Origin of the sequence: Pseudomonas sp. IPO3747 (assembly GCF_013385245.1) — a bacterium.
Classification (GTDB): Bacteria; Pseudomonadota; Gammaproteobacteria; order Pseudomonadales; family Pseudomonadaceae; genus Aquipseudomonas; species Aquipseudomonas edaphica.
On record NZ_JACAQL010000008.1, the window covers coordinates 145,671 to 171,052 of the forward strand.

Here is a 25,382-nt window from a genome sequence, read left to right on the forward strand (position 1 = left end):
CATGACTTGAATACTGGGCACTTTGTGACGCGGAGCGTCACGGGCTGCATTCCCACGCGGAGCGTGGGAATGATCGGGGACACTCAACCAGCTCGTTCCCACGCTCTGCGTGGGAATGCCTCCAGGGACGCTCCGCGTCCCGCCCTATTAGAACTCGATGCGCACGTCGCCCTTCGGCACGCTGCAGCACGACAGGATGTAGCCTTCGGCTTCGTCTTCCTCGGTGATCCCGCCGTTGTGGTCCATCTCGACCTCCCCGCCCAGCTTCATCACCTTGCATGTTCCACAAATGCCCATGCCGCACGCTTTAGGGATCAGCAGGCCAAGCTTGGCCGCGGCTGCGTGCACGGTTTCGCCCGGTGCCACGCGGATGCTTTTGCCGGAGGCGATAAATTCCACTTGATGCAGGTCTGCCAGGTCGATCTCTGGCGCGTCCGCTGCTTGCTCGGCTTGTTCCACCGCATCGGCGCGGGCTTCCGGCGGCGTGGCGCCGAAGGACTCCTCGTGATAGCGCGTCATGTCGAAGCCGGCGGCCTCCAGCAGGCGTTTCACTGCGCTCATGTACGGCGTAGGGCCGCAGCAGAACACTTCGCGCTCAAGGAAGTCCGGCACCATCAATTCCAGCATCTTGTGGTTCAAGTAACCGCGATAACCCGCCCAAGGCTCGCCCAGCCCGTGTTTTTCGCAGATCAGGTGCAGGCTGAAGTTGTCGATCCGCGACGCCATGTGCTCCAGCTCGCGGTGGTAAATGATGTCTTTGGGCGAACGGGCGCTGTGGACAAACGTCATGTCGACATTCGCGTTGGTGTCGTAGAACCAGCGCGCCATGGACATCACCGGCGTGATGCCGACACCGCCACTGAGGTACAGCACTTTGGGGCTTGGGAAGTCGATGGCATTGAACCGCCCGACCGGCCCGTGCACCGCCAGCTCTTGCCCTTCATGCAGGGTGTCGTGCAGCCAGTTGGAAACCCGCCCCCCCGGCACGCGCTTGATGGTCACCGAGAAGCTGTACGGCACCGACGGCGAACTGGAAATGGTGTACGAGCGCATGATCGGCTGGCCTTCGATCTCAAGCTCCAGGGTCACAAACTGCCCCGGCTTGAAAAAGAACAGGATCGGCTGGTCGGCCATGAAGCAAAAGGTGCGCACGTCCCAGGTTTCCTGGATGACTTTGACGCAACGGACGATGTGCCGACCATTGGCCCAGGTCTGGGTGGTTACCGGGTTCAGGAAATTGTTGGACATGCTTGCTCTCCACTGCCGATGCTCGGCTTTATGGTGGCGATTCTGCGTAACGCCGCAACCGCCCATTTACCTATCTGCGACATTCACATACTTATCGCGACCAGCCCCCATACCACGGGGCTTGCGCGTCGGGATCAGAGTGGGCCATGTCGTTAATGGACAAGGTTCGGCGCATCGGCGGCCCCACACTCGCTGCCAACAACTACGCTTTCTTTACGCCTTGCTGCAAAACCTGATCAGCCACTTTCGCCGGCCACACAGAATGGCCATGAGGACACACACGATGGACGTCACCGCAACCTTAAGCTTGGGCGATCCGCTGGAACCCGCACGCAAGGCCACCGCGCAAATGCTGCAAGAGCGCGAGCGCACTTTTTCGCTGCCGCAGCCGTTCTACTCTGATGAGCGGTTGTTTGATATCGACATGCAGGAGATCTTCCAGAAAGAGTGGTTGATCGCCGGCATGACCTGCGAGATCCCCACCAAGGGCAACTACATCACCCTGCAAATCGGCAAGAACCCGATCATCGCGATCCGTGGTGCCGACGGCGTGGTGCATGCCTTCCATAACGTGTGCCGCCACCGGGGCTCGCGCCTGTGCACCAGCGACAAGGGCAAGGTCGCCAAGCTCGTTTGCCACTACCACCAGTGGACCTACGAACTGGACGGCCGCCTGTTGTTCGCCGGCACCGAGATGGGCGCCGACTTCGACATGAAGCAGTACGGCCTGAAGCCTGTGAACGTGAAAACGGCTGGCGGCTACATCTTCATCAGCCTGGCCGAAAACCCGCCGGCCATCGATGACTTCCTGTCGACGCTGAACCACTACATGGAACCCTACGACATGGAGAACACCAAGGTGGCGATTCAAACCACCTTGTTCGAAAAGGCCAACTGGAAGCTGGTGCTGGAAAACAACCGCGAGTGCTACCACTGCAACGCGTCGCACCCGGAACTGCTGAAAACCCTGCTGGAATGGGACGACGTCACCGACCCGCGTGCCGACCAGGCCTTCAAGGACCACGTTGCCGCCTCCGCCGCTGCGTGGGACGCCGAAAAGATCCCTTACGCCCACGCCAGCTTCGGCCTGCGCAACCGCATCGTACGCATGCCGTTGCTCAAAGGCACCGTGTCGATGACCCTGGACGGCAAGCAAGGCTGCGCCAAGCTCATGGGCCGCATCAAGAACCCGGACCTGGGCTCGATGCGCATCCTGCACCTGCCGCATTCGTGGAACCACTGCATGGGCGACCACATCATTGTGTTCACCGTGTGGCCGATCAGCGCCCAGGAAACCATGGTCACCACCAAGTGGATCGTGCACAAGGACGCCGTCGAAGGTGTGGACTACGACGTGGAGCGTATGCGCCAGGTCTGGGACGCCACCAATGACCAGGACCGCCGCCTCGCCGAAGAAAACCAGCGCGGGATCAACTCCACCGCGTACCAGCCAGGGCCGTACTCCAAGACCTATGAGTTTGGTGTGGTGAACTTTGTCGATTGGTACAGCGAGCGTTTGTTGAACAACCTGGGCGCGGCGCCAGCGCCTTACCTTAAGGGTGTAGCGGCGCACGAATAGCTGACACACCAAAGATCAAACTGTGGGAGCTGGCTTGCCTGCTCCCACATGTATTGATCACTGTTCAAATAATGATCACCCCCCTTACAGCCCTTTGCCGATCTACCCTCCAGCCTTCGCCCAACAACTTATCCACAAAGCCACCCACAGCAATTGTGGGCAAGTGTGCCCGGCCCTCTAAATTAACTGAAGAAAATCCGTGACTTATTCAAGTCGTGCGGTTTTAGCCACACCTGATCACTTATTGATCAACCCCTTGAAAGCCTCTTAATACGTGGCCTGCAGCAGTACGCGAACACCTTATCCACAGAAGCACCAACAGACTTTGGGGGCAACTTCGCCGGCGTTGTGGAAAACCGCGTCAAACCTTCACAAATCGGGGCATCCAGGGGTTTCAGCGAGCCAATAAGCCAAATTGATCATATTTTGACCACACCACTGAAAGCCTTTATTTATAAGGCTCACAGCCAGTAGCGAACATCTTATCCACAGAAGCGCCAACAGACTTTGGGGGCAAGTTTGTGCAGGGTTTCAAACTTATCCAGGAAAAAACCCAAGCAAAACCGTCAGTTAGCCTGGTTGTTTTTCGTACAGAGGGCTGCAGGGCTTGATTAGCCGGGGGTGTGGACAACCGCGAACAGGTTATCCACAGGCGGATCAACAGGGATTGTGGGTAATCCGGACGATGCATCGTAAAGACAGTGTGGCGGGCGAGCTTTCTGTGGGAGCTGGCTTGCCTGCGATACAGGCACCTCGGTCCATCAGTCAGACCGAGGTGATGCTATCGCAGGCAAGCCAGCTCCCACACAAGCCAGCTCCCACAGGTAATCAGCGCACCACGCCTTCTTCAATGAGTAGCTTCAGAATCGCTTCCGCGCCCGCCTCGGGGCTAAGACCTTTGAGCACTTGCCCACCGCCGCCGCTGGCCTTGGCGGTCGCCGCCTTCATCCGGTCCGCGCCGCTCTTGGCCTTAATCACCTTGAGGCGCTTGGGCCGGGGCTTGGCCGGTTGCAACACTGCGTCTGCGAGTAACTCGTCCGTCTCGATTTCGACCTCATGGGCCGCCAGTTCACCGCGTTGCGCCGGGCCATAGGCGCTTTGCCGTGGTTTGGGCGCGGCGTTATCCACAGTCGCCAGAAACGGCAGGCGCACCTTCAGGCGCCGCCGCTGCCCGCGCGGCAAGGCTTGCAGCACATGGGCAATGCCGCCATCGATAGATTCCACTTGCGCCAGCCCGACTATCAATGGCCAACCCAATTGCTCGGCCAAAAGAAACGGCAACATGCCTGAGCCTTCGCCGGTTTCCGCCTGGCTGCCGGTGAGCACTACGTGGGCGCCAGTCTCGCGCAGATAATCACTGAGCACCGGCAAGGCGTCGCTGCCCGCCGGTTGTTCCAGCACATGCAATTGCGGCAGGCCCATGCCCAGGTAGCTGCGCAACGTCGGCTCGTTAACGTCACCGGCATGCAACACTTGCAACTTATCCCCAGCCAGCTGCAGGCCCAGCTCGACGGCGCGCGCATCCTGCTCCGCACGGCGTGGGCGGCCGGAGGTCGGGTGGGCGCCGATTGACACCAGGCTGATTACATTCGTGGTCATGGTCATGTCCCTAGGCTGCGTCGCGCTTGGCGCCGTTGCGGTACACCTGCACCGCCTCGATCAAGGCTTGCAGAATCGCGGCGCTTTCGCCGATCACCGACAAGTCGGCACGTTTGATCATGTCGCAGCCAGGGTCGAGGTTGATTGCCACCACCTTGTCGCAGGCACCGATGCCTTGCAGGTGCTGGATCGCCCCGGAAATACCCACAGCCACATACACCCGTGCCGTCACCCAAGTACCGCTGGCACCGACCTGACGATCACGCGCCATAAAGCCATCATCCACTGCCACCCGTGACGCACCTTCGGTGGCGCCCAAGGCGGCGGCGGTCTGGTGGAACAGTGCCCAATCTTTTACGCCATTGCCGCCAGAGAAAATAAACTCCGCCTCGGCCATCGGAATCGCCCCTGGGTCCACCGCCACTGCGCCGAGATCCTCGATGCGCGGCAGGCTGCGCGCCAAGGCTGTGGATAACTCCACGGGCAAGACTTCGTGACGGGTTTCGCTGACCGGCTCGGCGCATTCCACCGCTGCCAGAATCAGGCGCGGCAGTGGCCGGGCCAAATCCTCCTGGCCCGCACCGGCGCGACCGATGCACTCCTCGCCCTTGATCTGCCAGACGCGTGTGGCCGGGCGCTCCTTGAGGCTCGCGGCAAAACGCCGGCCCAATTCACCGCCGCCACTGCGGCTGTCGGGCAGCAACCAATGGCGCGGGTTGAACTGGTTATCCACAGCCCGCAGGCCCTGGACGCGTTGCTCCGGTGAATAACCCTCGAATTCGTGGCCTTCCAGCACCAGCAGGCGATCGACGCCCGCCGTGGCAAAAGCACTTTCTTTGTGCTCGCCAAACACCACCGCCAGCACTGCACCGTCGCTGCCGGCCAGTTGCCGGGCCAGGCCGAGCAAATCGCGGTCGTGGCTGCTCAGGCGGCCACCAACCATGTCCGGCACCACGTTGATGTAGAACGCCGGCGCTGGCACCTGGTGCAACGGCAACTGCACTTGCACCGCCGCCGTGCGCTTGGTCGCGCCGCCCTGCTGGGCGCCGCTGCGGTCGATACGCTTGATGCCGTTGGGGCCGATAAAACCCACGCCATGTACATTTTTGCGGATGACGCCGTTCGGCCCCATCCAACTGTGTTGCAGCGGCTGCATGGCGGCGTGCAACGGGTGCAGGCGGTTGCGGGCGATCCATTCGGCCCGTGGGTCGCGGCGGATAATGTCGCTCATCAGTGCACCTCCGCAGGTTGACGCTTGATAGGTGCCTTGCCAGGTGCGGCGTCTTCAAGCAACGCGTCGGCGACCAGTTCAGCGATGTCCTTGATCAGGGGTCGTGGCTCGACCACGCCCTCAAGCATCGCGGTGCATTGTGGACAACCCACGGCCACCAGCTCGGCGCCGGTTTCACGGATGTCTTCCATGCGCATATCCGGGATCCGCTGCTTGCCGGGAATATCGGTGATCGGCGCGCCGCCACCGCCGCCGCAGCAGCGCGAACGGAAGCCCGAGCGTTGCATCTCCTTGACCTCAATGCCCAACGCCCGCAGCACTTGGCGCGGCGCCTCGTATTCGCCGTTGTAACGGCCCAGGTAACAAGGGTCGTGGTAGGTCACGCTGTTGCCCTTGTGCTGGCCCAGGTTCAGCGCGCCTTCACCGATCAGCTCAGCCATGAAGGTGCTGTGGTGCTGCACGACATAATTACCGTTGAAGGCGCCGTATTCGTTTTTCAGCACGTGAAAGCTGTGCGGGTCGCAGGTGACGATACGCTTGAAGCTGTACTTGGCCAGGGTCTGGATATTGCGTGTGGCGAGCAATTGGAACGTGGCCTCATCACCCAGGCGGCGAGCGACGTCACCGCTGTCGCGCTCCTCCAGGCCCAGTACTGCAAAGTCGACCTTGGCCGCTTTCAGCACTTTGACGAAGGCGCGCAAGGTGCGTTGGTTGCGCATGTCGAAAGCGCCGTCGCCGACCCAGAACAGCACGTCGCTGCTGCCTTTTTCGCTGAGCAACGGCAAGTTCAGGTCCGCTGCCCAGTTGAGGCGACCGCCCGGTGCGAAGCCGCCGGGGTTGTCGGTGGCGATCAGGTTTTCCAGGACTTCGGCGCCCTTGTTCGGCGTGGCGCCTTTTTCCAGGGTGAGGTGGCGGCGCATGTCGACGATGGCGTCGACGTGCTCGATCATCATCGGGCACTCTTCCACGCAGGCGCGGCAGGTGGTGCACGACCACAGGGTTTCGGCATCAACCAGGCCGTTGACGATCGGCTGGTGCGGGTTGCCGCCGTGCTCGCCAATCGGTTTACCTGGATAAGGGCTGCCGGCGAACTTGGCATCGGTGCCACCGGCCAGACCGACCACCATGTCCTGAATAAGTTTTTTCGGGTTCAGCGGCTGGCCGGCGGCGAACGCCGGGCACGCCGCTTCGCACTTGCCGCACTGCACGCAGGCGTCGAAGCCGAGCAGTTGGTTCCAGGTGAAATCCTTGGGTTTTTCCACGCCCAATGGCGCGGTTTTATCGCTGAGGTCGAGCGGCTTCAAACCTGTGGAGCGGCCGCCACCAAAACGCTCGGCGCGGCGGTGCCAGGCCAAGTGCAGGGCACCGGCGAAGGCGTGCTTCATCGGCCCGCCCCAGGTCATGCCGAAGAACATTTCGCTTACGCCCCACAGCACGCCCAGGCTCAAGAGCGCGGCGAGCAGCCAGCCACCGAAGTCGGCGGGCAGAATCCCGGCCACCGGCAAGGTCACCAGGAAGAAGCTGACCGAGAACGCCATCAGGCTTTTCGGCAGGCGCATCCACGGGCCTTTCGACAGGCGTGATGGCGGGTTGCGCCGACGTAGATAGACGAAGGTGGCGCCGACAAACATCAGCACCGAGGCCAGCAGCAAGGCATAGCCGAGGATACGGTTATGCAGGCCAAAACCGTGCACCAAAATGGCCAGCAACGCCGACAGCACAAAGCCCAGGGCCGTGGCGACGTGGGTGTTGGCGATGTATTTGTCGCGGGCCACCACGTGGTGCAGGTCGACCATGTAGCGCTTGGGCATGGCCAGCAGGCCGCCCAGCAGGTCGACCTTGGACGCGCGGCCACGGCGCCACATGTTGACCCGGCGCAGGGCGCCTAGGGCAGCGAGGCCGATGGCTGCAAACAAGAGAATAGGAAGCAAGGTGTTCAACATGGTGAAGCTCCCAAAGACCACACAGGTCTTGCATGGGAACCGGATAAAGGTGGGAGCTGGCTTGCCTGCGATGGCATCGCCTCGGTGTCACTCAAGACCGAGTCGCCTGCATCGCGGGCAAGCCCGGCTCCCACATTGACCGGTTCCCACAGTGGTTCGGTGGTTGCCTAGAAATCCTTGCACAAGCGCAGGGCGTCATAGATAGCGGCGTGGGTATTACGCTGCGCCACACAGTCACCAATGCGGAACAGCAAGTAGCCGTCACCCGCTTCGCTCAAGCACGGCTGCGGCTTGATCGCGAACAAGGCTTCGACGTCAATCTGGCCCTTGTTGCGCGAACCTTCCTTGAGCCCGTAGTAGATAGCTTCGTCCGGGCGCACGCCGTTCTCGACCACCACCTGGTCAACCACGCGTTCTTCCTTGGCGCCGGTGTATTCGTTCTCCAGCACCGCCACCAGCTTGTCGCCCTCGCGGTAAACCTTTTCCAGCATCATGTCGCCGGTCATGATCACTTCTTTGGGGTACATGCTGCGGTAGTAAGTCGGGAACGACGTACCGCCAATCGCCACGCCTGGCTTGATGTCGTCGGTGACGATTTCCACCTGGCTGCCTTTGTCGGCCAGGAAGTCGGCCACCGACATGCCGGTGAACTCGCAGATGGTGTCGTACACCAGCACGTTCTTGCCCGGCGCGACTTTGCCGTCGAGCACGTCCCAGCTGCTCACCACCAGGCCTTCAGCGGCGCCCCAATGTTCGTTCTGCTCGATAAACGGATGCCCGCCGACGGCCAGCACCACGATGTCAGGGCGCAGGTCCAGGATGGTCTCGGCATCCGCCGCCACGCCCAGGCGCAGGTCGACTTTCAAGCGCGCCAACTCCAGCTGGAACCAGCGGGTGATACCAGCAATCTGGTCACGCTGCGGGGCTTTGGAGGCGGTGGTAATTTGCCCGCCGATAAACTCTTTCTTCTCCAACAGGGTCACGTCGTGGCCACGTTCGGCCGCGACCCGCGCGGCTTCCATCCCGGCCGGACCGGCACCGACCACCACGACTTTGCGTTTGGCCCCGGTGGATTTCTCGATGATGTGCGGCACGCCCATGTATTCACGGGAGGTCGCGGCGTTCTGGATGCACAACACATCCAGGCCCTGGTATTGGCGGTCGATGCAGTAGTTGGCGCCGACGCATTGTTTGATCTGGTCGATCTGGCCCATCTTGATCTTGGCGATCAGGTGCGGGTCGGCGATGTGCGCACGGGTCATGCCGACCATGTCCACATAGCCGCCTTCCAGAATGCGCGTGGCCTGGTTCGGGTCCTTGATGTTCTGTGCGTGCAGCACTGGAACCTTGACCACTTCCTTGATACCGGCCGCCAGGTGCAGGAACGGCTCCGGCGGGTAGCTCATGTTGGGGATCACGTTGGCCAGGGTGTTGTGGGTGTCGCAACCCGAGCCCACCACGCCGATAAAATCGAGCATGCCGGTGTCGTCGTAATACTTGGCGATTTGCTTCATGTCCTCGTGGGACAAGCCGTCCGGGTGGAACTCGTCGCCACACAGGCGCATGCCTACGCAGAAGTCGTCACCGACCTCGGCGCGCACGGCCTTGAGTACTTCCAGGCCGAACTTCATGCGGCCCTCGAAAGTGCCGCCCCATTCGTCGGTACGCTTGTTGACCCGCGGGCTCCAGAACTGGTCGATCATGTGCTGGTGCACCGCGGACAGTTCCACACCATCCAGGCCACCGGCCTTGGCGCGCTTGGCGGCGCTGGCGTAGTTGCCGATCACGCGCCAGATTTCTTCCGGCTCGATGGTCTTGCAGGTGGCGCGGTGTACCGGCTCGCGCACGCCGGACGGCGACATCAGGGTTGGCCAGTTAAAGCCGTCCCAGCGCGAGCGACGGCCCATGTGGGTAATCTGGATCATGATCTTGGCGCCATGCTTGTGCATGGCGTCGGCCAGGTTCTGGAAGTGCGGGATGATGCGGTCGGTGGACAGGTTCACCGAACTCCACCATTCCTGCGGGCTGTCGATGGCCACCACCGAGGAGCCGCCACAGATCGCCAGGCCGATACCGCCCTTGGCTTTCTCTTCGTAGTACTTCACATAGCGGTCGGTGGTCATGCCGCCGTCGGTGGCATACACCTCGGCGTGGGCGGTACTGAGCACGCGGTTGCGGATGGTCAGTTTGCCGATCTGGATCGGCGCAAACATTGCTTCGAAAGCCATGGCACGGTTCCTCGACTTACAACGGCTTGACGGTGAACAGGCCGTCGTCATGGCCCTCTTCGGAGCCTCCGTAAACTTGCTCGGCTACGGTGCGAATCTTGCTGCCGCGCGCCTGCAGAATCTGGTCCATGGCACCGGCAAACCAACCGGTGAACATGTAGTCCACTTTGCGCCCGACCTTGCCGTACACGTAGACAAACGCCGAGTGTTCCAACTTGACGCTGGCGGTGCCTTTGTCGAGGTCGATGTCCTGGATCTTGAACAGGCCCCAGCCGCGTTGCGACAGGCGCTTCATGTAGTGCTCGAACACCGCAACGCCTTCCAGGCCGTGGCACTCAGCTTCTTTTTCACACCAGTGCCAGGCGGATTTGTAGCCGGCCTTGTAGAGGATCTCGGCGTAGGCCTCGGCGCCCAGGACCTCTTCGATGCCCATGTGGTTGTTGACGAAGAAATGCCGTGGCACATACAGCATTGGCAGGGCGTCGGAGGTCCAGACACCGGTTTCGCTGTCGACTTCGATAGGCAATTGCGGGGCGATTTTGGCCATGGAAACTTAACTCCAGAAAATTCTTAGGTGTGCCCCCGATGCGAACGGCCGGGGGAGAAATGCGGTGGCTTATTCGCCCCAGACGTCCTTGAGGACATTGACCCAGTTCTCGCCCATGATCTTGCGCACCACGCGCTCGCTGTGGCCGCGTTTGAGCAAGGTCTCGGTGAGGTTGGGGAACTCGCCCACGGTGCGGATGCCCAGCGGGTTGATGATCTTGCCGAAGCTGGTCAGACGGCGGGCGTAGCCTTTGTCATGAGTCAGCATTTCAAAGAAATCCTGGCCATGGCCCTGGGTGAAGTCGGTGCCAATGCCAATGGCGTCTTCGCCGACGATGTTCATGGTGTATTCGATGGCTTCGGCGTAGTCGTCGATGGTCGAATCGATGCCCTTGGCCAGGAACGGCGCGAACATGGTCACGCCGACAAAACCGCCATGGTCGGCGATGAACTTGAGTTCTTCATCGGACTTGTTGCGCGGGTGTTCTTTAAGGCCCGACGGCAGGCAGTGGGAGTAGCACACCGGCTTTTTCGATTCGAGGATGACTTCTTCGCTGGTCTTGGAACCGACGTGGGACAAGTCGCACATGATGCCGACACGGTTCATCTCACCGACGATCTCACGACCAAAGCCCGACAGCCCGCCGTCACGCTCGTAGCAACCGGTGCCGACCAGGTTCTGGGTGTTGTAGCACATCTGCACCACACCCACGCCGAGCTGCTTGAAGATCTCGACGTAGCCGAGTTGGTCCTCAAACGCATGGGCGTTCTGGAAGCCGAAGATGATGCCGGTCTTGCCCTGCTCTTTTGCACGGCGAATGTCGGCGGTAGTTTTCACCGGGATCACCAGGTCGCTGTTTTCACGGATAAGGGTCTGGCTGGCAACGATGTTGTTGATCGTGGCCTGGAAGCCTTCCCACACCGACACCGTGCAGTTGGCGGCGGTGAGGCCACCTTTGCGCATGTCTTCGAACAGGTCGCGGTTCCACTTGGCAATAATCAGACCGTCGATAACGATGCTGTCGGCGTGCAACTCGGCTGGGCTCATCAGGCGTCCCCTTATTGGCGATTCATGCGCCGAATCGTCTGCCGGCGCTTTGGGGCCAGCATATGCTCAGGGGCCGACGGAGCCGGGTGCAAAAACGACAGGGGAATTGCCGAAAGCGTCAATCAGCGACAAAGGCCTACATGACATAGCTGACAGGTGGCTGTTCTTTGTCCCACGCTTGAGCCAGAATTTGCTCATCACCTGATATGAGACGGCGCAATGAAATCGATTTTCCTGGCTTTGGCACTCATCGCAACCGGCGTACACGCCGCTGAAGACACCGACAGCACGCCCTGCGATGGCATCGAAAACGACAAACAAACCCTGGAATGCGCCACCTATAACAAAACCACCGCCGAGCAATTGCTCAAGGATAACTACCAGGGCTTGCTCGAACGCATGGGTTCGACCTATGGCAGCAACAAGTCGCAACTGGCCGACATTACCGCTCGTCTGAAGGATGCCCAGCAGAAGTGGGAAAAACTGCGCGATGCCGATTGCGCGGTGGACACCTTCCCGGCGGTGAATGGCAGCAAGGACTACGCGATTCAACAGAATGACTGCCTGGCGCGAATGAGTGATGAGCGGTCGGAGTTTTTGGAGTCGATCGGGCAGGAATAAGCCGGATCAATCGCAAAGCACCCTTGAAAAGGAATTCACATGTACTACCCACGCGAAGCGCAGCGGGACTTTCTGTTCACGCGCGCCGTCATGCTGTTTGTCGCCACGTTGGTGTTGGCCCTGATGCTGTTTCTTTCCAAAGATCGGGGAGCACCCTACGCCCTGATCAAGGCGTCCCCCGTGGAGACGACCGGGCAGGTGACTCAACTGGAAAGCTTTGGTAACTGGGGCACCATCACCAACGTGTATTACAGCTTCAAGCACGACGAACACGATCAAGACGGTATGGCCACCACCAGCGGCTACGCCGGCGGCCCTGTGTACGAAGTCGGTAGCCCGGTGCAAGTGGTGTACTCGAAATGGTTTCCAAGCGTTCACAACCTCAAGGCCAATTTCAACAGTGGTAGGTGGAACTTCTACATAATGAGCGCCAGTGCCGCGCTGATAGTGTTATGTCAGGCCCTGATGTTCTGGACGTTGTTCAGAATCTATCGGCACAAAGAAGAGGATCGACAGTACTGATCTGATTTCGCAGGTGCAACCCAAGGCATGCCTGCGCCACTTTACGCTTACCAAGGCCATTTCATGACTATCTGCGGCATCGAAATCAAAGGCAGCGAAGCCATCATCGCCGTCGCCTCCCTGGACAACCAGGCGCTGACCCACGTGGCGCTGGCCATCAAGAAAATCGCCCTCGATGACGACGATGAGGCAGCCAACGTCAAAGCCTTCGCCGCCCAGGTGAAGGCCTTTGTGCAAGAAAACGCCATCACCCGCATCGCGATCAAGAAGCGCAGCAAGAAAGGCGAATTCGCCGGTGGCCCGACCACGTTCAAGATTGAAGGGGTGTTTCAGTTGCTCGACGGCGTTGAGGTGGCATTGCTGTCGCCGCAGACCATCAATGCGCAGAACAAAAAGCACGATTTTGCCCTGCCGGCCTCGCTGAACAAGTATCAGCATGAGGCCTTCAAGGCGGCGTGTTCGACGCTGGTAAAAAAGTAAGCCACACCACCAATCCCCTGTGGGAGCTGGCTTGCCTGCGATGGCGGTTTGTCAGATAACGCTGTACTGCCTGATCTACCGCTATCGCAGGCAAGCCAGCTCCCACATTTGATTTATGGTGTCTTTGAATTCGCTGTACGGCTTCTGTGCAGCAGCCAATCGCCAAAGGATTTGTCTTCCAGGGCATACCCGCCGCGACTCGACTTCCACACTAGCTCTTTGTCACGCAAGGCATCGATACAGGCCTGAATGGTCTGGGTGCCCGGCACCACGTCGCTGCCTATGTCCTCCAGTGCCTTGCTGACCGCCGTGAGTGTACTGTCGGTAAACGGCGCAAAAGGCTCGTTGTTCTGCGAACGCACCACCATCACCTCCAACACAGCACGCTGGGGAATGGTGAGGTTGTTCCACGCGCTTTCAAATTCGGTCCACACGCCGGCACGCAACAGTTCGGCGCGGCTGTGCAGCAGCTGGCCCAGGTTGCTCGCCTCGCCCAACTCCAGCGCCACTTCGCCGATGATGGTACGCAGCATCTCCGGGCGCCGGCCGACCAGTTCAAAGGCTTCGTCGATGTCCGCCGCGTTGAACTGATTGGTTTTGGCCAAATGCGCGTTGAGGTGCAGGGTGTAGGCCTGGGTAAACTCTTTGCCGAGCAAAGGGAACGGGGTAATGCTGGAGCCGAAGAATGGCTGGCTTTTACCGAGGACCAAATGCGCAAGCTTGTCGCGATTGGAGCCGGTGAACACCAGGCGCAAGCCACTGCCCTCCTCGTCACGGCCCTGGTTGAGCTGATCTCGGGCAGCTTTCAACGCGAACATCGCGTTGATACCAGGCTCGGTGGTCAGTGCGTGCTGCGCTTCATCAATCACCAGCACGACGGGCTTTTCGGCTGCGCTGTGGAGCAACTCCAAGGCTTGGGTCAGCGTCGCGCCAACCGGCAATTGTGGCTTGCTGAAGTCCCAGGAAAGGGTACGCAGGAAGCTTAGTTTCTCGATTCCAATGTTCTTGGCCAGCTTGCGAATGCCCTTTTCATAGGGCACCAGAGCCGCAGCAATCGCGCTGGCAATCAACTCCGCGGGGTCTTTTTCTTTGTCAGCCCAGAGATCGACATACACCGTCAGCCAACCCCGCAACTGGCACTCCGGGATCAAGTCTTCGCGCAAAAAGGTGCTTTTGCCGGTGCGTCGAGGTGCTGCGAGGAACAGGCCTGAAGTGAAATCCTGAATCCCGGCGCCCACCAAGCCATCAGCAATGCTGCGAGCCAGCGTCGGGCGGCGAAACACAAAGCCGCTGTGCTTGGACATGGTTTTATACTCAATTATTTGAAGCACTATAAATTATAGTCGCGAGTATAATTGACTATAATTGCCGGTCAAACCACCTCCCGTCGCCGATCCTCTCTCGGGCACTTGGCAAACCGCGCCCTGTAGCTGCGGGTGAAGTACGACGGCGACTCAAACCCGCACGCAATGCTCACTTCCAGCACGCTCATGTCGCTCTGGCGCAACAACTGCCGGGCTTTTTCCAGGCGCAGGCCGAGGTAGAAGTTACTTGGCGTGTCGTTCAGGTGCAGGCGGAATAGCCGTTCCAGCTGACGCCGGGTGACTTTAATTGCATCGGCCAACGCCAAGGTGCTCAGCGGCGGCTCGGTGTGTTGCTCCATTTCACCGATCACCTGCACCAACTTCTTGTTGTTGATGCCATAGCGCGTGGCGATCTGCATGCGCTGGTGGTCCTTGCGCGGGCGGATGCGCCCGAGTACGAATTGCTCGGACACCTGGATGGCCAGGTCCGGGCCGTGGGCCTGGGCGATCAGGTCGAGCATCAGGTCGATGGAGGCGGTGCCACCGGCGCAGGTGATGCGCCGGCGGTCAATCTCGAACAGTTCCTGGGTCACGGTGAGCTGTGGATAAGATTCCTTGAACGCGTCGATGGCTTCCCAGTGCAAGGTCAAGCGGTGGCCGTCGAGCAAGCCTGCTTCGGCGAGCACGCAGGCGCCGGTGTCGATGGCGCCGAGGGTGACGCCGTCGAGGTCGAGGCGGCGCAGCCAGTGTTCAAGTGCGGGCGTGGTGAACTTCAAGGGTTCGAAGCCTGCGACCACCATCAGCGTCGCGCCTTTTTTCAGCGGCTCCAATGCGGCGTCGGCGTTCACCGACATGCCATTGCTCGCCAACACCGCGCCGCCATCGGCACTCAACACGTGCCAACGGTACAACTCGCCGCGAAAGCGGTTGGCCACGCGCAGCGGTTCCAGCGCGGAGATAAAGCCGATGGCCGAGAAACCCGGCATCAGCAGAAAGTAGAAATCCTGGGACATGGTGGCGCTCTCGTAGGACGGGCAGCGTGCTCACTGTGATACGCCAGTTCAACCGGCCATTCAAGAGCACAGGTCGCTGCAGTGCAAGAGCTGGTCGCCGCCGTGCGCTTTGCCTCCCCTCAAGCTGCGTAACTTGATCCCACGGCGCACAAAGACGCCGGCACCCACAATAACGACCTGCCGAGGGATCCACCATGAACCGACTGATCAGCCGCTGCGTGCTTGCACTCAGCGCCAGCGCCATCTTAAGCACCAGCGTACTCGCGGCCGACGCAGAGTCTTGCCGGAACGTGCGCATGGGCGTGGTGAACTGGACCGACGTAATCGCCACCAGCGCCATGACCCAAGTGTTGCTCGACGGCCTCGGCTACAAGACCAAACAAACCAGCGCTTCCCAGCAAATCATCTTCGCCGGTATCCGCGACCAGCGCCTGGATATGTTCCTGGGCTACTGGAACCCGCTGATGACCCAGACCATCACGCCGTTTGTGGACGCCAAGCAAGTCAAAGTCCTCGACAAACCCAGCCTGGAAGATGCGCGCGCCACCCTAGCGGTGCCGACTTACCTGGCGGATAAAGGCCTGAAAACCTTCGCCGATATCGCCAAGTTTGAAAAAGAACTGGGCGGCAAGATCTACGGCATCGAGCCAGGCTCGGGCGCCAATACCCAGATCAAGGCGATGATCGCCAAGAACCAGTTCGGCCTCGGCAAGTTCCAGTTGGTGGAGTCCAGCGAAGCGGGGATGCTCGCCGCCGTCGACCGCGCCGTGCGCCGCAAGGAGGCCGTGGTGTTCTTCGGCTGGGCGCCGCACCCGATGAACGTCAACGTCGCCATGACTTACCTCACCGGCAGCGACGACGCCCTTGGCCCGAACGAAGGCATGGCCACAGTGTGGAGCGTGACTTCGCCGACTTACGCCGAGCAGTGCCCCAACGTGCACAAACTGCTGACCAACCTGACGTTCACCGCCGCCGACGAGAGCCGAATGATGCAGCCGTTGCTGGATCACAAAGATGCCCTCGAGTCGGCCAAGCAGTGGCTCAAGGACCACCCGCAAGACCAGCAGCGCTGGCTCGAAGGCGTGACCACCTTCGACGGCAAACCGGCTGCGGCCAACCTGCAACTGACCAGCAAATAACCTGATTCGCATCACCGTATCGCAGCCGCTGTTGGCTGCGAACGGCATCACTACGCCCGCCTGTAAGGAACCGCCTCATGAACCACGACGTCATCATCACCTGCGCACTCACCGGTGCTGGCGACACGACCAGCCGCAGCCCGCACGTGCCGGTCACTCCCAAACAAATCGCCGCAGCCGCAGTGGAAGCCGCCAAGGCCGGCGCCACCGTGGTGCACTGCCATGTGCGTGACCCGCAAACCGGCAAGTTCAGCCGCGACGTGGCGCTGTATCGCGAAGTGATGGAGCGCATCCGCGAGGCCGACATCGACATCATCGTCAACCTCACCGCCGGTATGGGCGGCGACCTGGAAATCGGCGGCGGCGAGAACCCGATGGAGTTCGGCCCCAACACCGACCTGGTCGGCCCGCTGACGCGCCTGGCCCATGTTGAGGAGTTGCTGCCGGAGATCTGCACCCTGGACTGCGGCACGCTCAACTTCGGCGATGGCGACACCATTTACGTCTCTACCCCGGCGCAACTGCGGGCGGGCGCCAAGCGTATTCAAGAGCTGGGCGTTAAGGCCGAGTTGGAAATTTTCGACACCGGCCACCTGTGGTTTGCCAAGCAGATGATCAAGGAAGGTTTGCTCGACAACCCGCTGTTCCAGCTGTGCCTGGGCATCCCATGGGGCGCACCGGCCGACACCACCACCATGAAAGCCATGGTCGACAACCTGCCTGCCGACGCCGTGTGGGCTGGCTTCGGTATCGGCCGCATGCAAATGCCCATGGCGGCGCAAGCGGTGCTGCTGGGCGGCAACGTGCGGGTCGGCCTGGAAGACAACCTGTGGCTGGACAAAGGCGTGCTCGCCACTAATGGCCAACTGGTGGAGCGCGCGAGTGAAATCCTCAGCCGCCTGGGCGCGCGGGTCATGACCCCGGCGGAGGGCCGAATCAAGATGGGCCTGACCAAGCGCGGCTAACTCAGACACCACAAAACCCTGTGGGAGCCGGGCTTGCCCGCGATAGCGGTACACCTGCACCGAATGCACCAACTGATACACCGATATCGCAGCGGTGCGACGATTCGACAAGCCAGCTCCCACCTTGATCACCGAATTACTCAGGGATTGTCGACATGAGCTTTATCACTGAAATCAAAACCTTCGCCGCCCTCGGCAGCGGCGTTATCGGCAGCGGCTGGGTGTCCCGCGCCCTGGCCCACGGCCTGGATGTGGTCGCCTGGGACCCGGCGCCTGGCGCCGAAGCGGCCCTGCGCAAGCGCGTTGCCAACGCCTGGGGCGCCTTGGAGAAACAAGGCCTGGCGCCGGGCGCCTCTCAGGATCGCCTGCGCTTTGTAACCACCATTGAGGAATGCGTAAAAGACGCCGACTTCATCCAGGAAAGCGCCCCGGAACGCCTGGAGCTGAAACTCGAACTGCACAGCAAGATCAGCGCAGCGGCCAAGCCGAATGCGCTGATTGGCTCGAGCACTTCAGGTCTGTTGCCGAGCGAGTTCTACGAAGGTTCCACCCACCCGGAACGCTGTGTGGTCGGCCACCCCTTCAACCCGGTTTACCTGTTGCCGCTGGTGGAAGTGGTGGGCGGAAAGAACACCGCGCCGGAGGCAATTCAGGCAGCGATCAAGGTGTATGAATCCCTCGGCATGCGCCCGCTGCATGTGCGTAAGGAAGTGCCGGGGTTTATCGCTGACCGCTTGCTCGAAGCGCTGTGGCGTGAGGCGTTGCACCTGGTCAATGATGGCGTGGCAACCACGGGCGAGATCGACGATGCGATCCGTTTTGGCGCCGGTTTGCGCTGGTCGTTCATGGGCACATTCCTGACTTACACCCTCGCGGGCGGTGATGCCGGAATGCGCCACTTCATGGCCCAGTTCGGCCCGGCGTTGCAGTTGCCGTGGACGTATTTACCGGCGCCGGAGCTGACCGACAAGTTGATTGACGATGTGGTCGACGGCACCAGCGATCAGCTGGGTAAGCACAGCATTTCGGCGCTGGAGCGCTATCGTGATGATTGCTTGCTGGCGGTATTGGAAGCGGTGAAAACCACCAAAGCCAAACACGGCATGAGCTTCGCTGAATAACCGCTGTTGATCTGTGTGGGAGCTGGCTTGCCTGAGATAGCGATGCAAAATTCACCATCGCCATCGCAGGCAAGCCAGCTCCCACATTTTGACTGCATACATTCTGGAATATATGTGATGCCTGCACTGACCACCTACACCACCCACATCCAGCCCGACTGGGTGGATTACAACGGCCACCTGCGTGATGCGTTTTACCTGCTGATCTTCAGCTACGCCACCGACGCGCTGATGGACACCCTCGGGCTGGACAGCGAAAACCGCGAAGCCAGCGGCCACTCGCTGTTCACCCTGGAACTGCACCTGAACTACCTGCACGAAGTAAAACTCGGCGCCGAGGTCGAAGTGCACACCCAACTGATCGCCCACGACGCCAAGCGCCTGCACCTCTATCACAGCCTGCACCTTGTGGGCGACACGAAGGAGTTGGCCGGCAACGAACAGATGCTGCTGCACGTCGATCTGGCGGGGCCGCATTCAGCGCCGTTTACCGAGGCCACGCTGGAGAAACTGGCAACCATCAGTGCCGAACAGGCCGACCTGCCGCGCCCTGCCTTGCTGGGCCGAGTGATCGGATTACCACCCAAAAAACAATAAGGAATCACCATGCAAACCGCCGCCGCTGTTGCCGATTTCCGTACTTACCCGAAGATCTGCGACCTTGCCGAGGCGCAGGTACTGGACAACCAGATTCGCGTGCAGTGGGCCGATGGGCGGGTCAGCCCGTTCCATCATCAGTGGCTGCGGGACAACTGCCCCTGTGCCCAATGCGTGTACAGCGTGACCCGCGAGCAGGTGCTGGAAATTGTCGATGTGGACGAGCATCTGCGCGCCCTAAGCGCGCACATCGATCAAGGTTTTCTGTGCGTGGAATGGTACGGCCATCGCAGCCAGTACGATCCAGGCTGGTTGCGCGCCCATGCCTATGACGATCAATCACGCGCCGAACGCCGCGCTGCCAAACCCCAGTCGCAACTGTGGGGCAGCACCTTCGAACTGCCCATATTTGAATACTCAGCGGTGATGGAAGACCCCAAAGCCCTGTTGCAATGGCTGCTGGCCTTGCGTGACGGCGGCCTTACGCAAATCCGTGGCGTGCCCACCGAACCAGGCTCGCTGGCACTGATCGCCAAGCGTATTTCGTTTATCCGCGAGAGCAACTTCGGCGTGCTGTTCAACGTGCAGTCCAAGGCCGATGCCGACAGCAATGCTTACACCGCTTTCAACCTGCCGCTGCACAGCGACTTGCCGACGCGGGAGTTGCAGCCGGGGCTGCAGTTTCTGCATTGCCTGGTGAACGAAGCTACCGGCGGCGAGAGCATTTTTGTCGATGGGTTTGCCATCGCCCATGCGCTGCGAAGCGAAGACCCCGAGGCGTTTCGCGCCCTGTGTGAAATCCCGGTGGAGTTTCGCAATAAAGACCGGCACAGCGACTACCGCCGCCTGGCCCCGATCATTGCGCTGGATGCCTTGGGCGATGTGGCGGAGATCCGCATGGCCAATTTTTTGCGCGGGCCGTTTGAGGCACCGGTGGAGCAGATGCCGTTGTTGTATCGGGCGTATCGGCGCTTTATTGCGATGACGCGGGAAGACCGTTTTCGACTGGTCAAACGCCTGAATCCGGGTGAGCTGTGGTGCTTTGATAACCGCCGCACCTTGCATGCGCGCAATGCGTTTGACCCGGCTTCGGGGGCGCGGCATTTTCAGGGTTGTTACATTGATCGGGATGAGTTGTTGTCCCGGATATTGGTGTTGCAGAGGTAGACCGGGGTGCGGCCATCGCAGGCAAGCCAGCTCCCACAAACCCCAGCCAAAAAAAGCCCCGGGCCAGCCGTGACTGGATCGGGGCAGAGTGCTTGGTGTGAGCGTGACATCCCGAGGGTGACCAAACCTTCAAGGTGCGTGCCTGGCCTCCAGTGTGCCTATTGTTGCTATCGGTAAATGACCCGAAAACGACCTGTTCATAGCCATCTGAGCCATTCGCCGATTCTGCCCTTGCCGACCGGCCGAGGGCCTACCAGAATCCCATTCAATCCCGTTCCCTACACCAGGATAAACGTCATGATGCACGCGGACTTGATTGACCAGGATGACCTGCTGAGCCAGCTGCGCTCGCTGGGTTTCGAGGTATCCAGCGGCGCCAGCGCCGAACAGGCTTGCGAGTGTGCGGTGCGCGGTTTGAGTGCCGCACGGGCCAAGGCACTCAAGGGCATGGTGGAGCAGATGTACACCGGCAGCGCGACGATTTTGCCGGCGGTGCGCCAGGCGATCGACAAGCAGTTGTTGCCGGCTTTGGTGCAGTTCAAGCAGAGCTCGGGCGCCTGATAGACCGCTATCGCAGGCAAGCCAGCTCCCACATTTGACTGGGTTCACAATTCAAATGTGGGAGCTGGCTTGTCGGGTCGCCGCATCGCTGCGATAAAGCCACCTCGGTCTAAAGCCTTACACTGGCAAACGTCGACTCATTACGCGCCTGGCTCAACGCCGACATCGGCCCCGACAACGGTGACAGCACCAACGCCTGCGGAATCGGCATCATCGCCACTTGCTGGGTCGTGTTGGAACCTACGCGCTCATCGCGTGGCGGAATGCCGAAGTATTCGCGGTAGCACTTGGAGAAGTGCGGCGTGGACACAAACCCGCACACCGACGCTACTTCGATGATCGACATCGGCGTTTGCTTGAGCAATTGCCGCGCGCGAATCAGGCGCAGCTTGAGGTAGTAGCGCGATGGCGAGCAGTGCAGGTATTTCTGGAACAACCGCTCCAGTTGGCGGCGCGACACGGCGACGTACACCGCCAGTTCGTCCAGGTCGATCGGCTCTTCGAGGTTGGCTTCCATCAGCGCGACGATTTCCTGCAGTTTCGGCTGGTTGGTGCCGAGCATGTGCTTGAGCGGCACGCGCTGGTGATCCTGTTCATTGCGGATGCGCTCGTACACAAACATCTCGGAGATGGCGGCCGACAATTCACGGCCGTGGTCGCGGCTGATCAGGTGCAGCATCATGTCCAGCGGCGCGGTGCCGCCCGAGCTGGTAAAGCGGTTACGGTCGAGGGTGAACAGGCGCGTGCTCATGGCCACGCGCGGGAAGGCTTCCTGCATCGACGCCAGGCATTCCCAGTGCACGCTGCAATCGAAACCGTCGAGCAAACCGGCGCAGGCCAGGGCCCAACTGCCAGTGCACACGGCGCCGAGGCGACGCGACTGGCGCGCCTGGCTTTGCAGCCACGACACGTGCTCACGGGTAACGGTACGCTGGATTCCCACGCCACCGCACACAATCACAGTGTCCAGGGCCGGGGCTTTATGCATGGAGGCATCGGGGGTGATTTGCAGACCGTCGCTGGCCCACACTTGGTTGCCGTCGACACTCAGGGTTGTCCAGCGATACAGCTCGCGGCCGGACAGCTGGTTGGCCATGCGCAGCGGTTCCACTGCCGAAGCCAGGGAAATCAGCGTGAAATTGTCCAGCAGCAAAAAGCCGATGGATTGAGGCGCACGGTTCTGGGGTTGGGCCCCGGAGTTGAACGACGTCATCGCGGTATCTCCTCACACAAAGCGGGTGATGGCCTCAGGCGAGGCTCTTGTTATTGCGTTCGTCTCCAGCAAGGAGCGAGGCTTTGAATGGGTAGAGCAAATGCCATGCCTAAAATTGAATGGCCATCCAATAACTCCTAAAAACGACCTGATGACGCGTCTATATAAGCCCGCGCGGGGAGTGCGGAATATGGCCAGAAATGGACGTCAGACCGGCCCTGCTCTGGGGTGTGAGCAGATCGGTAGCACTTGTGGGAAGGCGCTTTGCGGGCGTGGGAAAAGTCTGTCACCGCACGCACGGGTGACGAGTGGTGAGGCACGGAATCGTTCGCAAGCTACTTATCTATTTGCGACGCGCTAAAAGGTGGCGCTTTTGGGTTCGGGTGTTCACTTTATGAGCAGTGGTGCTGCAACTACCGCTATCGCAGGCAAGCCAGCTCCCACAGGAGAATGCATTCCAAATGTGGGAGCTGGCTTGCCTGCGATGGCGGCATTAGTGAATCAACACTCTACTGCGCTGACGGCCAAACCACCCCGCGAAGTCTCTTTGTACTTGTCATGCATATCCGCGCCGGTATCGCGCATGGTGCGGATCACCCGGTCAAGGGAAATAAAGTGCTGACCATCACCGCGCAGCGCCATCTGCGCGGCGTTGATCGCCTTCACCGCCGCAATCGCGTTGCGCTCGATGCACGGCACTTGCACCAGCCCGCCGACCGGGTCGCAGGTCAGGCCGAGGTTATGTTCCAGGCCAATTTCGGCGGCGTTGCACAGTTGCTCCGGCGTGGCGCCGAGGATCTCGGCAAGTCCCGCAGCGGCCATGGCACAGGCTGAACCGACTTCACCCTGGCAGCCGACTTCGGCGCCGGAAATCGAGGCGTTTTTCTTGCACAGAATCCCGACGGCCGCAGCGCTCAGCAAATAGTCGACCACGTTGGCTTCGGTGACTTCTTCGCTGAACTTCATAAAGTAGTGCAGCACCGCAGGAATAATCCCCGCCGCGCCATTGGTGGGGGCGGTGACCATGCGCCCACCGGCGGCGTTTTCTTCATTGACCGCCAGGGCGAAGAGGTTGACCCACTCCATGGCGCTCAAGGTCGAGCCAATCACGTTCGGTTTGCCCAGCTCCTGCAAACTGCGGTGCAACTTGGCGGCGCGGCGACGCACATTCAGGCCACCGGGCAGGATGCCTTCGTGCTTGAGGCCCTGCTCCACGCAGTCTTGCATGGCGCGCCAGAGCTTCATCAGGCCACTGCGGATTTCGTCTTCGCTGCGCCAGGTTTTTTCGTTGGCCAACATTAGTTCGGCGACGCGCAGGTTGTGGGTCTTGCACAACTGCAACAGCTCCACAGCACTGGAAAAATCATACGGCAGTTCGGTACGGTCCATATCGGCCACGCCGCTCTGCGCCTGGGCCTCGTCCACCACAAAACCACCACCGACTGAATAGTAGGTGCCGCGGTGCAGCTCGCCGTCATCATCGAACACCACCAGAGTCATGGCGTTGGGGTGGAACGGCAGGTTTTCGTCGAGCAGGCGCATGTCGCGTGCCCACACGAAGGGCACCGGCAGGCGGCCGTCGAGCAAGAGCGTGTCGGTCTCGCGCAGGGTGTGAATACGCAGGCCGATTTGCGCCGGGTCAATTGCGTCCGGCCACTCGCCCATCAGGCCCATGATGGTCGCCGTGTCGCTGCCATGGCCGATGCCGGTGGCCGACAACGAGCCATATAGCTGAACTTCAACGCGACGTACTTGTTCCAACACTCCACGTTCACGCAAGTGCTGAACGAACAACGCTGCGGCGCGCATGGGGCCGACGGTGTGAGAACTAGAAGGCCCGATGCCGATCTTGAACAGGTCGAAAACACTGATAGCCATTGCGGTAGAACTCCTCGATAAGCACGGCCAGGCTTGAACGAGGTGCTACGCTCAGATCGCCCAGATGGCGGCATCATCAAGCTTTTGCTTGCCTTCACGGCGTCTCACACCGACGTAACCATGCTCAACAACGCCGCTCTCGTGCGATCGGGCATTTTGGCCGTTTTTAGCGGTTCAGATCGGTAAAAACTGCGGTTTTGCCATTGGAAAAATCTGTAAGCGACGTCACCGACACTGGATACGACCATCCCTGTACTGGATACGACGCCCCCTGTAGGCGTCAGATTTTCACTGGTACATGATCAGTCTCGACTCGTTTGCAAGGCACCGTGCCGTCGCCTCGATGCACGCCCCAACCGCAACACTTATAAAGCGCGGCGAATGCCGCCAGAAAAGACACAGGAGTCTACCCCGATGAAAGGTTCACCCTCGTTGTTGTTGGCCGCCATGCTGAGTCTGCCAGTCCTGGCACACGCTGCAGAACCGGAACAGTGCAAGACCGTTAACTTCTCCGATGTCGGCTGGACCGACATCACTGTCACCACCGCGACCACCAGCGAAGTCCTCAAGGGCCTTGGCTATAAACCGCGCACCACGATGATTTCGGTACCGGTGACCTACAAGTCCCTGGCCGACGGCAAGAACATGGACATCTTCCTCGGCAACTGGATGCCGACCATGGAAAACGACATCAAGCAATACCGTGATGCCGGCACCGTGGAAACCGTGCGCGCCAACCTGGAAAACGCCAAGTACACCCTGGCGGTCCCGGAGGCGCTGTACAACAAGGGCCTCAAAGACTTCGCCGACATCGCCAAATTCAAGGATGAGCTGGGCGGCAAGATCTACGGCATCGAGCCGGGTAACGACGGCAACCGCACTATCCAGACCCTCATCGACAAAGACGCCTTCGGCCTGAAAACCGCGGGTTTCAAAGTGGTTGAGTCCAGCGAAGCCGGGATGCTCTCGCAGGTGGAACGCGCCTCCAAGCGTGACCAGGCCATCGTGTTCCTGGGCTGGGAACCGCACCCGATGAACACCCGCTTCAAGATGAAGTACCTGACCGGCGGAGACGACTCGTTCGGCCCCAACTACGGCCAGGCCACCATCTACACCAACGTTCGCAAGGGCTACACCCAGGAATGCAGCAACGTCGGCCAGTTGCTGAAAAACCTGTCGTTCACCTTGAACATGGAAAGCACCCTGATGGGTAACGTCCTCGACGACAAGATGAAGCCCGACGCCGCAGCCAAAGCCTGGCTGAAGAAGAACCCGCAAGTGCTCGACACCTGGCTCGCCGGTGTGACCACGGTTGATGGCAAACCCGGTCTGGAGGCCGTCAAGGAATACCTCGCCAAGTAAGTGCTGACCCCGGGGCG

22 protein-coding genes are annotated in these 25,382 nt (G+C 60.5%); 11 read left to right on the plus strand and 11 right to left on the minus strand.

Going from position 1 to position 25,382, the window contains the following annotated elements; translation table 11 throughout:
- Positions 1 to 147: 147 nt before the first annotated feature.
- The gene (gene gbcB, locus HX790_RS12285; protein ID WP_176991605.1) at positions 148 to 1,248 is read right to left on the minus strand and encodes a glycine-betaine demethylase subunit GbcB; all 1,101 of its coding nucleotides are present in this window, start codon (positions 1,246 to 1,248) and stop codon (positions 148 to 150) included.
- A gap of 283 nt (positions 1,249 to 1,531) precedes the next feature.
- On the opposite strand from gbcB, the gene gbcA reads away from it, so the two are divergent.
- The gene (gene gbcA / locus HX790_RS12290) at positions 1,532 to 2,827 is read left to right on the plus strand and encodes a glycine-betaine demethylase subunit GbcA (RefSeq protein ID WP_176991606.1); all 1,296 of its coding nucleotides are present in this window, start codon (positions 1,532 to 1,534) and stop codon (positions 2,825 to 2,827) included.
- A gap of 828 nt (positions 2,828 to 3,655) precedes the next feature.
- On the opposite strand, the gene HX790_RS12295 is transcribed toward gbcA, so the two are convergent.
- From HX790_RS12295 to HX790_RS12320, 6 genes are all read right to left on the minus strand, one after another.
- On the minus strand, positions 3,656 to 4,426 hold the full coding sequence (locus HX790_RS12295; RefSeq protein ID WP_017139361.1) for an electron transfer flavoprotein subunit beta: 771 nt from the start codon (positions 4,424 to 4,426) through the stop codon (positions 3,656 to 3,658).
- A 10-nt stretch (positions 4,427 to 4,436) separates the two neighbouring features.
- Positions 4,437 to 5,657, minus strand: a complete 1,221-nt coding sequence (locus tag HX790_RS12300; protein WP_176991607.1) for an electron transfer flavoprotein subunit alpha/FixB family protein — start codon at positions 5,655 to 5,657, stop codon at positions 4,437 to 4,439.
- Complete coding sequence (gene dgcB, locus HX790_RS12305; RefSeq protein ID WP_176991608.1) at positions 5,657 to 7,600, minus strand: dimethylglycine demethylation protein DgcB; 1,944 nt, start codon at positions 7,598 to 7,600, stop codon at positions 5,657 to 5,659. Before dgcB ends, HX790_RS12300 begins: the two co-directional genes overlap by 1 nt.
- 167 nt (positions 7,601 to 7,767) lie before the next feature.
- The gene (gene dgcA, locus HX790_RS12310) at positions 7,768 to 9,828 is read right to left on the minus strand and encodes a dimethylglycine demethylation protein DgcA (RefSeq protein ID WP_099550382.1); all 2,061 of its coding nucleotides are present in this window, start codon (positions 9,826 to 9,828) and stop codon (positions 7,768 to 7,770) included.
- Between the two features lie 16 nt (positions 9,829 to 9,844).
- Positions 9,845 to 10,375: a DUF5943 domain-containing protein gene (locus tag HX790_RS12315; protein ID WP_007947752.1), complete on the minus strand. Its 531-nt coding sequence runs from the start codon at positions 10,373 to 10,375 to the stop codon at positions 9,845 to 9,847.
- Between the two features lie 69 nt (positions 10,376 to 10,444).
- On the minus strand, positions 10,445 to 11,422 hold the full coding sequence (locus HX790_RS12320; protein WP_014720245.1) for a dipeptidase: 978 nt from the start codon (positions 11,420 to 11,422) through the stop codon (positions 10,445 to 10,447).
- 219 nt (positions 11,423 to 11,641) lie between these two features.
- Here HX790_RS12320 and HX790_RS12325 point away from each other — a divergent pair, with 219 nt between their 5' ends.
- The 3 genes from HX790_RS12325 (at position 11,642) to HX790_RS12335 (ending at position 13,045) form a co-directional block, all read left to right on the plus strand.
- Positions 11,642 to 12,043 (plus strand): lysozyme inhibitor LprI family protein, encoded by a 402-nt coding sequence (locus tag HX790_RS12325; RefSeq protein WP_017139363.1) that lies wholly within the window; start codon positions 11,642 to 11,644, stop codon positions 12,041 to 12,043.
- 39 nt (positions 12,044 to 12,082) lie between these two features.
- Entirely contained in the window at positions 12,083 to 12,565 is a 483-nt protein-coding gene (locus HX790_RS12330; protein ID WP_099550380.1) for a hypothetical protein, read from the plus strand.
- A gap of 63 nt (positions 12,566 to 12,628) precedes the next feature.
- Positions 12,629 to 13,045 carry a DUF3010 family protein gene (locus HX790_RS12335; protein WP_176991646.1) on the plus strand — a complete coding sequence of 139 codons (417 nt, stop codon included), beginning with the start codon at positions 12,629 to 12,631 and terminating at the stop codon, positions 13,043 to 13,045.
- 113 nt (positions 13,046 to 13,158) lie between these two features.
- Here the strand turns inward: HX790_RS12335 and HX790_RS12340 are convergent, their stop codons facing one another.
- Together HX790_RS12340 and HX790_RS12345 are read right to left on the minus strand one after the other, a co-directional pair.
- Complete coding sequence (locus tag HX790_RS12340) at positions 13,159 to 14,349, minus strand: AAA family ATPase (RefSeq protein ID WP_176991609.1); 1,191 nt, start codon at positions 14,347 to 14,349, stop codon at positions 13,159 to 13,161.
- A gap of 68 nt (positions 14,350 to 14,417) precedes the next feature.
- Complete coding sequence (locus tag HX790_RS12345) at positions 14,418 to 15,362, minus strand: GlxA family transcriptional regulator (RefSeq protein ID WP_099550379.1); 945 nt, start codon at positions 15,360 to 15,362, stop codon at positions 14,418 to 14,420.
- A gap of 194 nt (positions 15,363 to 15,556) precedes the next feature.
- Here HX790_RS12345 and HX790_RS12350 point away from each other — a divergent pair, with 194 nt between their 5' ends.
- The 6 genes from HX790_RS12350 (at position 15,557) to HX790_RS12375 (ending at position 20,912) form a co-directional block, all read left to right on the plus strand.
- A complete protein-coding gene (locus HX790_RS12350) occupies positions 15,557 to 16,501 on the plus strand; it encodes a choline ABC transporter substrate-binding protein (RefSeq protein WP_169987525.1) in 945 nt (314 codons plus the stop codon).
- A gap of 77 nt (positions 16,502 to 16,578) precedes the next feature.
- On the plus strand, positions 16,579 to 17,466 hold the full coding sequence (locus tag HX790_RS12355) for a 3-keto-5-aminohexanoate cleavage protein (RefSeq protein WP_017139368.1): 888 nt from the start codon (positions 16,579 to 16,581) through the stop codon (positions 17,464 to 17,466).
- 155 nt (positions 17,467 to 17,621) lie between these two features.
- Positions 17,622 to 18,587, plus strand: a complete 966-nt coding sequence (locus HX790_RS12360) for an L-carnitine dehydrogenase (RefSeq protein ID WP_170036872.1) — start codon at positions 17,622 to 17,624, stop codon at positions 18,585 to 18,587.
- A gap of 117 nt (positions 18,588 to 18,704) precedes the next feature.
- A complete protein-coding gene (locus HX790_RS12365) occupies positions 18,705 to 19,184 on the plus strand; it encodes a thioesterase family protein (RefSeq protein WP_176991610.1) in 480 nt (159 codons plus the stop codon).
- 9 nt (positions 19,185 to 19,193) lie between these two features.
- Positions 19,194 to 20,351, plus strand: coding sequence for a gamma-butyrobetaine dioxygenase (locus HX790_RS12370; RefSeq protein ID WP_176991611.1), 1,158 nt, complete (start codon positions 19,194 to 19,196; stop codon positions 20,349 to 20,351).
- A 297-nt stretch (positions 20,352 to 20,648) separates the two neighbouring features.
- Complete coding sequence (locus tag HX790_RS12375; RefSeq protein WP_017139371.1) at positions 20,649 to 20,912, plus strand: hypothetical protein; 264 nt, start codon at positions 20,649 to 20,651, stop codon at positions 20,910 to 20,912.
- 109 nt (positions 20,913 to 21,021) lie between these two features.
- Here HX790_RS12375 and HX790_RS12380 read toward each other — a convergent pair whose 3' ends face one another.
- Positions 21,022 to 22,125 (minus strand): GlxA family transcriptional regulator, encoded by a 1,104-nt coding sequence (locus HX790_RS12380; RefSeq protein ID WP_005792167.1) that lies wholly within the window; start codon positions 22,123 to 22,125, stop codon positions 21,022 to 21,024.
- A gap of 501 nt (positions 22,126 to 22,626) precedes the next feature.
- On the minus strand, positions 22,627 to 24,003 hold the full coding sequence (locus tag HX790_RS12385) for an L-serine ammonia-lyase (RefSeq protein WP_099550375.1): 1,377 nt from the start codon (positions 24,001 to 24,003) through the stop codon (positions 22,627 to 22,629).
- A 414-nt stretch (positions 24,004 to 24,417) separates the two neighbouring features.
- Here HX790_RS12385 and HX790_RS12390 point away from each other — a divergent pair, with 414 nt between their 5' ends.
- On the plus strand, positions 24,418 to 25,365 hold the full coding sequence (locus HX790_RS12390) for a choline ABC transporter substrate-binding protein (protein WP_099550374.1): 948 nt from the start codon (positions 24,418 to 24,420) through the stop codon (positions 25,363 to 25,365).
- Positions 25,366 to 25,382: the final 17 nt, after the last annotated feature.